This window comes from Phyllobacterium sp. TAF24 (assembly GCF_052113785.1).
In the GTDB taxonomy this organism is placed as follows: Bacteria; Pseudomonadota; Alphaproteobacteria; order Rhizobiales; family Rhizobiaceae; genus Phyllobacterium.
On record NZ_JBFRDN010000063.1, the window covers coordinates 1 to 8,904 of the forward strand.

Annotated in this window: 6 protein-coding genes; 1 reads left to right on the forward strand and 5 read right to left on the reverse strand. The window is 56.5% G+C overall.

Annotated features, from left to right (window positions below):
- Nucleotides 1–273: 273 nt before the first annotated feature.
- The 3 genes from AB4Y96_RS26155 to AB4Y96_RS26165 form a co-directional block, all read right to left on the reverse strand.
- Nucleotides 274–1,716: a homospermidine synthase gene (locus AB4Y96_RS26155; protein WP_091878244.1), complete on the reverse strand. Its 1,443-nt coding sequence runs from the start codon at nt 1,714–1,716 to the stop codon at nt 274–276.
- Nucleotides 1,717–1,867: 151 nt separating this feature from the next.
- A complete protein-coding gene (locus AB4Y96_RS26160; protein ID WP_441920925.1) occupies nt 1,868–2,764 on the reverse strand; it encodes a heme-dependent oxidative N-demethylase family protein in 897 nt (298 codons plus the stop codon).
- A gap of 2 nt (nt 2,765–2,766) precedes the next feature.
- A complete protein-coding gene (locus AB4Y96_RS26165; protein ID WP_441920927.1) occupies nt 2,767–4,626 on the reverse strand; it encodes a M3 family oligoendopeptidase in 1,860 nt (619 codons plus the stop codon).
- Between the two features lie 432 nt (nt 4,627–5,058).
- Here AB4Y96_RS26165 and AB4Y96_RS26170 point away from each other — a divergent pair, with 432 nt between their 5' ends.
- Nucleotides 5,059–6,954: a DUF882 domain-containing protein gene (locus AB4Y96_RS26170; protein WP_441920931.1), complete on the forward strand. Its 1,896-nt coding sequence runs from the start codon at nt 5,059–5,061 to the stop codon at nt 6,952–6,954.
- 473 nt (nt 6,955–7,427) lie between these two features.
- Here AB4Y96_RS26170 and AB4Y96_RS26175 read toward each other — a convergent pair whose 3' ends face one another.
- Together AB4Y96_RS26175 and AB4Y96_RS26180 are read right to left on the reverse strand one after the other, a co-directional pair.
- A complete protein-coding gene (locus AB4Y96_RS26175; protein WP_091878237.1) occupies nt 7,428–8,066 on the reverse strand; it encodes a 2-dehydro-3-deoxy-phosphogluconate aldolase in 639 nt (212 codons plus the stop codon).
- Nucleotides 8,067–8,104: 38 nt separating this feature from the next.
- Nucleotides 8,105–8,737 (reverse strand): N-acetylmuramidase family protein, encoded by a 633-nt coding sequence (locus AB4Y96_RS26180; protein ID WP_441920929.1) that lies wholly within the window; start codon nt 8,735–8,737, stop codon nt 8,105–8,107.
- Nucleotides 8,738–8,904: the final 167 nt, after the last annotated feature.

Below are 8,904 nucleotides of genomic sequence, written 5' to 3' on the forward strand. Positions count from 1 at the left end.
GGCTTGACCCGAGGACCCATGTTGATAACTGCTGAGTATCGGTTTCGTTTATTCGCCTTAGCCGTGGGTCCTCGGGTCAAGCCCGAGGATGACGGTGGGGTAGGTTGGGCGGGGTGRGTTGCGGTARGGTGGGTTGCTGKGRAGYCAAGTTCTGCGACCTTTGCGATTAGCGTTGCATCCATCTCCTTTATGGTGAGCTTCCTGAGCCTGTCGAATGGCAAACCACGGACAGCACCGGAAACAAAAACGGCAACCCGAAGGTTGCCGTTTTTCTCAATGCACGAGAATGTTGCGGAACTGCCAGGGGTCGCTGGTGTCGATATCTTCCTTGAAGAAACCGGGGCGATTTTCCAGTGGTGTCCAGTCCGTATAATGGCCCTTGAGTGGGCCGAGATAGGGTTTTTGGATTTCAAGGCAGCGGCGGAAATCGATTTCGTCGGTTTCAACGATACCGGCTTCCGGATTTTCCAGCGCCCAGACCATGCCCGAGAGAACGGCAGAACTGACCTGCAGACCCGTCGCATTCTGGTAAGGTGCCATCTTGCGCGCTTCCTCGATGGTCAGCTGTGAGCCATACCAGTAGGCATTCCTGTCGTGGCCATAGAGCAACACGCCAAGCTCATCCGCGCCATCAACGATCTCGGATTCTTCCAGAACGTGATGGATCGGCTGCGGTTGGCCCGCGGCACCGAACATCTCATCGAGCGACAGCGTTGCCACATTGGACGGATGATAGGCGTAGTGGCAGGTCGGGCGATAGGCAGCCTTGCCCTTCTTGTCGAAGACCGTGAAGAAATCCGCAATCGAGATTGCTTCATTGTGGGTGACAAGCAGGCCGAACTGCGGTCCCTCGGTGGGGCACCAGGTGCGGATACGGGTATCGGCGCCGGGCTGTTCGAGGAAGATTGCCGCCTTGTTGCCCTTCTTCTGCTTGCGGGCATTTTTGGGCAGCCACTTCTCGTGGGTTCCCCAGCCAAGTTCTGCGGGCTGCAAACCTTCGGAGATAAAGCCATCAACCGACCATGTGTTCCAGAACACACCAAAGGGCTTTGGACCGCTGGCGCGCTGCGTGTCGCGCTCGGCAATATGGATGCCCTTGATGCCGGTCTTGCGCATCAGGCGCGCCCAGCCATCGCGATCATCGCGCGCTGGTTCGGCGTGTTCGATGCCCATGTCCTTGGCAAGATTGACCATGGCCTGTTTGACAAACCACGACACCATGCCGGGATTGGCGCCACTGCACGATACGGCTGTCGTACCCCCGGGCTTGCGGCGCTTTTCTGCCAGCAGCGTTTCGCGCAGGGCATAATTGGTCCGCTTGGCATTGTCGCCGCCTGCGTAATAAAAACCGGCCCATGGCTCGATAACCGTGTCGATATAGAGCGAGCCAACCTTACGGCAAAGGCGCATAATATCGACTGACGACGTGTCGACGGACAGATTGACGCAAAAACCCTGGCCACCGCCTGCGGTCAGCAGCGGCTTCAACAGCGTCTTGTAATTTTCCTTGGTAACGGCTTCCTGAATGAAGCGGATGCCACGCTCGTCGAGCAGTTTCTTGTTGGCATCACTCGGGTCGATGACGACCACGCGGGACTTATCGAATTTGAAGTGGCGCTCTATGAGGGGCAGGGTACCCCGTCCGATGGACCCGAAACCGATCATCACAATCGGACCAGTAATTTCTCCATGTACAGGCCAATTCGCCTTCGCCATTTTTTTGCTACTCCTAATTTTTTAATCTCCATCAATGAGGGCAGCGGTTATTTCACCGCTTCAAAGAAACCATAGAGCATTGTGATGACAAAGAGCAAACAACCGTTCACCCGGAACGGGTAAAACTGCAACTACTGTTAATTGAAGCGCATTAAAGTGCGTTTAGTGCGTCGATCAACCGGTCCCGAATGGCAATAATGCCTTTATATTGGGCTTGTGCCTCATTAAGAGACAGAAGTTGCGCAGCAAATGCTTCGGCGACAGCGCGGCATTCCGGATGTTTTTTCAATGTGGCAACCGGATCGAGATGAATGCGAATGGTGAAGAGAATGTCGCCAGATGCGGGCAACTTGCGCAAGGTCTGGCGCTCGACGCGGACAAAGCTCTGCGCGACGATATCCTCGTCCGTATAGCGTGCGCCCTTCTGGTGGCTGGAAAGCGGGTGGTAGAGATTGCCATCCGGTTGCAGCGACCAGTTCATGCGATAGACCGAACGATCGGGCCGAAGATTGTCGAACATGCGGCTGATAAGTCCGGCATTGCGCGTGCCCGTACCAAAATCCGGCACCGGCGCATGAATATCCTCCATGGACCGGCCGAATTTTTCCAGAAGCGTCCATGATGACGGGAAAGAAAGTGAAGCTGCTGCCAGATGCCAGCCGCGCGCATCGTCCTTGCGCATCAGGACAAGATCTTCCTGCACAAGTTTGGCGGCGCGATGCAGAAATGGCGAACCGGCTTGACCAAGCGGGATCATTTCATCCCAGCCCATAATGCCGATATTCTCACCATTCCTCACATAATGCGCGGGATAGTGTTCGACGAGATGATCGCTCAAAAGGTCGAGCACTTCCTTCTGCGCTTCCCCTGTCCCCGGTTCTTCGACAAATATTTTCTCCCCATGCAGCCCGAACAGACGGCGTTTTTCCGCAAGGTAGGGGACGAGATTACCGTCAATCTCGATCCAGTCCTTCAGGTCAAGCTGATGCAAGCCTATGGTGAAGGGTTGCGCCGAACCATCATAGGGCGTGTGGGCGGGAACATGCATTCTTACGAGTCCATCGCCTCCAGCTCGTCAATAATGCCTTCAATGACCGAAAGACCCTTTTGCCAGAAAGCCGGGTCCGTGGCGTCGAGGCCGAATGGTGCCAGCAGTTCCGAAWGGTGCTTTGTGCCGCCAGCCTTCAGCATATCGAAATATTTCTCCTGAAAGCCCGCCTCGGCATTCTGATAAACAGCATAGAGTGAATTGACGAGGCAATCGCCGAAAGCATAGGCATAGACGTAGAATGGCGAATGGATGAAGTGCGGAATATAGGTCCAGAAGGTCTCATAGCCGGGGCCGAACTTGATCGCCGGTCCAAGGCTCTCCTTCTGTACATCCAGCCAGATTTCACCGATACGGTCGGAGGTGAGTTCGCCATGGGCGCGTTCCGTGTGCACCCGGCGCTCGAACAGATAGAAGGCGATCTGGCGCACGACCGTATTGATCATGTCCTCGGCCTTTTGTGCCAGCATGGCCTTGCGTTCGCGCGTGTCCTTCGTCTTTTCCAGCAGCGAGCGGAAGGTCAGCATTTCGCCGAAAACCGAAGCCGTTTCGGCCAGCGTCAGCGGTGTCGACGCCATCAGCGCACCCTGATCGCCAGCAAGCACCTGATGCACGCCGTGGCCAAGTTCATGGGCAAGCGTCATCACATCGCGCGGCTTGCCCATATAGTTGAGCAGCACGTAAGGGTGGACAGAAGGCACCGTCGGGTGGGCAAAGGCACCCGGTGATTTCCCGGGGCGGGTCGGCGCATCGATCCAGTTCTTGTCGAAGAAATCGCGAGCAATATCAGCCATTTCAGGGGCAAAACCGCGATAGGCCGATAGCACTGTTTCCTTGGCTTCCGTCCACGGGATCACCGCCTGCGGTGTTTCCGGCAGCGGAGCGTTGCGGTCCCAATTGTTGAGATAATCAAGGCCGAGCCATTTGGCTTTCAGCGCGTAATAGCGGTGCGATAGACGTGGATAGGCGGCCTGTACGGCTTCCGCCAGTGCGTCCACCACTTCCCGTTCGACACGGTTGGCGAGGTGGCGGCTGTCGGCAATATCCCGAAAACCGCGCCAGCGATCGGAAATTTCCTTGTCCTTGGACAGGGTGTTGGTGATCAGCGTGAAGGTGCGCAGATTTTCCTTGAAGGTCTTTGCCAGCGCATCGGAGGCTTTCTTGCGCACAGTCCCATCGGCATCCTGCAGCATATTGAGTGTCGGCTCGAGCGCGAGGTCCTCGCCGTCAACCTCAAAGCGCAGCGCCGTCATGGTTTCATCGAACAGGCGGTTCCATGCGCCGCGGCCGGTGATCGACTTTTCATGGAAAAGCTGTTCGATCTTGTCTTCGAGCTGGTACGGCTTGTCCTTGCGCAGGTCCACCAGCCACGGGCGGTAATGGCCGATGGCAGGGTTATCATCCATCGCCTTTTCAATCACCGCATCATCAATGCGGTTGAGTTCAAGGCTGAAAAAGATGAGATGGGCACTGGCGTTGGTCATCTTTTCCTGAATGTCGCCATAGAGCTTGGCGCGTTTTGGATCGGATGTATCGCCCGCATAAACCAGCCCGGCATAGGAGACGATCTTGCTGATGAGTTCATCCAGCGCCTCGAATTCCTTAATGGCTTCAGCAAAGTTGCCACCTTTTGGCTTTGCCGCTTCGTCAGCCAGATTGCCTTTCCAGCGATTGGCAAACTGCACCGCAAGCTCATCGGCCTTTTTCAGATCTGCTTTCAGCTCGCTGCTATCAGCGGAGGGATAAAGATCAGCAAGGTTCCATTCGGGCAGGGCGCCCAACGCGGTCTGTTCGGCTTTCGCGGTTGCTGCGCCCGACTTTCCGGCGGCGGCGTATGGATAATGGCGGCTGTGGATATTCATTTAAGCACCGTTTTTTGCGTGTCTGCAGCTTGTTCAAACGCGAATCATGGAGGATAGTTTCGATAAGCTAAAGCTTAAAAGTTCCTCTGTGTTTGTTCCAGTAGCGTATTCTTTGGTTACAAAACGTGCATGGTTAAGACCTATGAAGGGTGGATTCTATCACCAAAACGTCTTAATTGTGCTGTTAACCATCCGTTGACCATGTCTTAAATCAGCTCTTTGCGCTTCGGTTTTTGCCATGCTCTCAACGTATTTGTTCTTCAATAAGTGACCATTAACCATTAAATCGGATAATCCAGATATTCGGGGACTGGAAAAACGGTCAAGGTTGGGACGACATTGTCAAACATGAATCATGCACAGAACGGCAAATCAACGGCAGTTTCTTTTGTACGCGCCAGCTGGTTTGTGTTCCTCATGGTCTTCGGCTCGATGCTGTTTGCATCGGCGCAGGCTTCCGCTGAGACCCGGACTCTCAAACTCTATTTCATCCACACGAAAGAGCGCGCTGAAATCACGTTCAAGAAGAATGGACGTTATCAGCAGGACGGCCTGAACAAGCTCAATCGATTCCTGCGCGACTGGCGTCGCAATGAACCAACGAACATGGACCCCCGCCTGTTCGATCTGGTCTGGCAGGTTTATCAGACGGTTGGCGGATCAGACTATATTCATGTGGTTTCGGCCTATCGCTCTCCTGCAACCAATTCGATGCTGCGCTCGCGCAGCCGCGGCGTTGCCAAGACAAGCCAGCACATGCTCGGCAAGGCGATGGATTGGTATCTTCCCGGTGTAAAGCTCTCGACCCTGCGCGTTACCGCGCTGAAATTCCAGGCAGGCGGTGTGGGCTACTACCCGACATCTGGCTCGCCTTTCGTCCACACCGATGTCGGCAATGTCCGCATGTGGCCGCGCATGAGCCGCCGCGAACTGCTGGCCGTGTTCCCCGATGGCAAGACAATGCATATTCCTGCTGATGGTAAGCCATTGCCCGGTTATGAGCAGGCTGTTGCTGCCTATGAATCCCGCAAGCGTAGCGGTGGCTCCGTTCAGGTTGCCAGCAATTCCTCCAGATCCGGCGGTCGCAGCAAGACGCTCTTTGGTATGCTCTTTGGCGGCGGTGGTGCCGACGACGAGGAGGATTCCGGCGAAGCCGGGGTTGCCGTGGCTTCGGCTCCAACCCCATCGCGCAGTGTAGCCCGTGCTGCACCAGCCGCCGCATCGGATGATGACGAGGGTGGTTCGTCCTTGCCGGGTGTCGCTGGTGCGCAGCCCGCATCGACCCCTATCGCACCGGCTTTGCCGACACGCAATGCGCCAGCACCGGTTGAAGCACCCCGTCCTGATGCACCGCTTGTTGCGGGTCCGGAGGACAATGCTGCTCTGGCCTTTAATGTTCCTGTTCCGCTGCGCCGTCCTGATTATGCGCCGACACCCGAACCTGCTGCTCCGGCAACACTTAATGCACTGGCCGAAGAACCGTCGACTGTTGTGGCTGCTTTGCCGACACCGCGTCCCACCGACAGTGCAAGCGCTATTCGTGACATGATCGCGGCCAATGTGAACACGCCAGCCAATGAGCAGGCACCGGCTCAACCGGAAATGGTCAATGCGCTGGTTCCTGTTCCCTTTGACAAGCCGCAGACCGGTCCAAAGCACAGTGACATGATGGTCGCATCAGTTGTGCCGAACCCGCGTCCGGCCATGCCGACTGCACAGGTTGCTGCTGCACCCCAGGGTGCGTCTGCACCCGAGGTCGCGGCTGCAACCGAGCATGATGTCATTCCGGTTCCCAATGACGATCTGGAAGCGATTATCAAGCAGTCTGATAAGACCCGTGGCAAAGCTCCGACCGTTGCAACGGCGCAAGCCATGCCGACATTGCCTGCGACCACGGGTGGCCGCGTTGTTCGCAACAAGCCTGCGCCGACACAGAATACACAAGTGGCTTCCAACGAGCCTCAGCCTTCGCTGCGCCGCACGATGCTGGATGCCGGTGGTTCTGCCGATCCCGTCGCCATGCTTGATAGCGGCGTGATCACCACCAGCAAGACATCGAAGCCGCGTCGTCAGGCAGCGCAGAATCAGGGTGCCAAGGCCATTCAGGTTTCCTCGGATGTGTCGGATCGTGCATTGTCGAACCAGCAGGTCGCCGAGACGTCGCCGAATGTTGAACCGGCTGTTTTGCGCAACGAGGCAATGCGTGCCGCTCCTACAACCGTTTACACCGCAGGTTTCCAGCAGGCTCTGCCGGTATCCGATGCCAACAAGTTCACGGGCAAGGCTGTTACGTTCCTGTCGATTGCAAAGTTCACTTCCACGAACTGATTGCTGTTTAGAGTTTAAACAAAATGGGCGGCCCGTTGGTGCCGCCCTTTTTGTTTGATGGGTGGTTGTTGCGTGTGTGGGAGTGGGTGGTGGGGGGGTCGTGGTTCGACAAGCTCACCATGAGGGTGAGGGGTGATGAAGAGAGCGAGTTCTGCGACCTTAATGACCTGCAATGCTGGCGATTAGCGTTACATCCTCACTCTCCCTCATGGTGACCTTGTCGAACCACGAACCATGCATCGGCGGTGCTCACCCCCCTCTGTCCTGTCGGACATCTCCCCCACAAGGGGGGAGATCACATTGGCATGAACGCTTTCCCACAACAGGAAACGTTTCAAGTTGTGCAAAGGCAGGAGTACAGCTGATCTCCCCCCTTGTGGGGGAGATGTCCGACAGGACAGAGGGGGGTGAACCCCGGCAGAGCCACGAATGCCGGATATATCACCCAGCGATACCGATGAGAGATATCAGTCTTACCTCGCCAGTTTTGCAGCCTCAGCGGCAAGCGCGGTAATCTCGTCCCATTTTCCGGCCTGAACCAGATTGTCAGGGGCAACCCATGAGCCGCCAACACAAACAACGTTGGGCAGGTCAAGATAGGTTTTGGCATTGCCAGCGCCGATACCGCCAGTCGGGCAGAATTGAATGCCAGCAAACGGCGACGACAGGGATTTGAGGAACGAAGCGCCGCCAGCCTGTTCGGCGGGGAAGAATTTGAGCATCGTGTAGCCCTCTTCGCGCAGGCTCATGATTTCTGCCGGGGTAATAGCACCGGGAAGCAGGGGAACCTTGCCCGCAGCCGCGGCCTTCAGCAACTGCGGCGTCGCGCCGGGGCTGACGATAAAACGCGATCCGGCGGCACTCGCCTCTTCATACTGGCGCGCATTGAGAATAGTACCGGCACCGACAATGGCTTCAGGCACTTCATTGGCAACCGCGCGGATAGCTTCAAGCGCTGCCGCTGTGCGCAGGGTGATTTCGATGGCTGGAAGTCCACCGGCTGCAAGCGCGCGCGCCAGAGGTACGGCGTCGGCAACGTTATGGACGAGAATAACAGGAATAACCGGCTGGCCTTTCAGAACGGGTAATAGCAAATCGGTCTTCTGGGCCATGTCAAACTCTCCGCTGTTTATGGGTTCAATCGATTTAGTCATACGAAGCCGCTTTGTCTACCGCTTGCTGCCCTATCGAGAGATTCAACCGCAGCATATCGGCGCCAGGCGAGCGACAATTTGGTATCATAGCGGTTCTGTGTGAAGTTTGGACCATTATAGGCGCGTGCAAATGCCTTCCAGTCGTGCCGCGCCAAAACAGGGGTGAGGCCACTCTTGTCGATGAAGCGGATCATCAGGCGAAGTTGCCCTTTCAGCGATCCGCGTGCCGCATCCACGAGGGCGTCGACACTGTCATAACCAAGCCATTTCCAATGGGCGCCCATCACCTGCCCGATCCCCCATGATACGGATTCATAGGCGGCCTGCCGGTTGATTGCGACGGCTCCACCCAGCAACTGCCAGCGCGCCGCTTGCGATACCGGATTGCGAACCGCACCCGCCACGGGGTTTGCAAGGCCCTTGTCGCGAGCGTTCCGCCGCTGATTGCCCGACAGGCGTTGGTCGAAATAATGCCCCTCAAAGCGAATGGGCGGTTCATCGCAGCCATCAACCTTGTAGAAGCAGACACCGCCGCTCTCAACCTGTGCGACGGCAAGAAGTGCTGCCGGTTCGATGCCCGCCCGTTCGGCTTCGCTGCTGATATCTCTGATGTTCTGTTCTGAAAACATGGCGATCCCTTGTGATTAGTTACAAGGGAATTATCGGGGGGGTTCGGGTCTGTTGGATAAGTATTGGGTGGCGCGATGGCGTGTGGGTGGTGTGTGAGCGTGGTTCGTGGTTCGTGGTTCGACAAGCTCACCATGAGGGAGAGTGTGGATGCAACGCTAATCGCAAA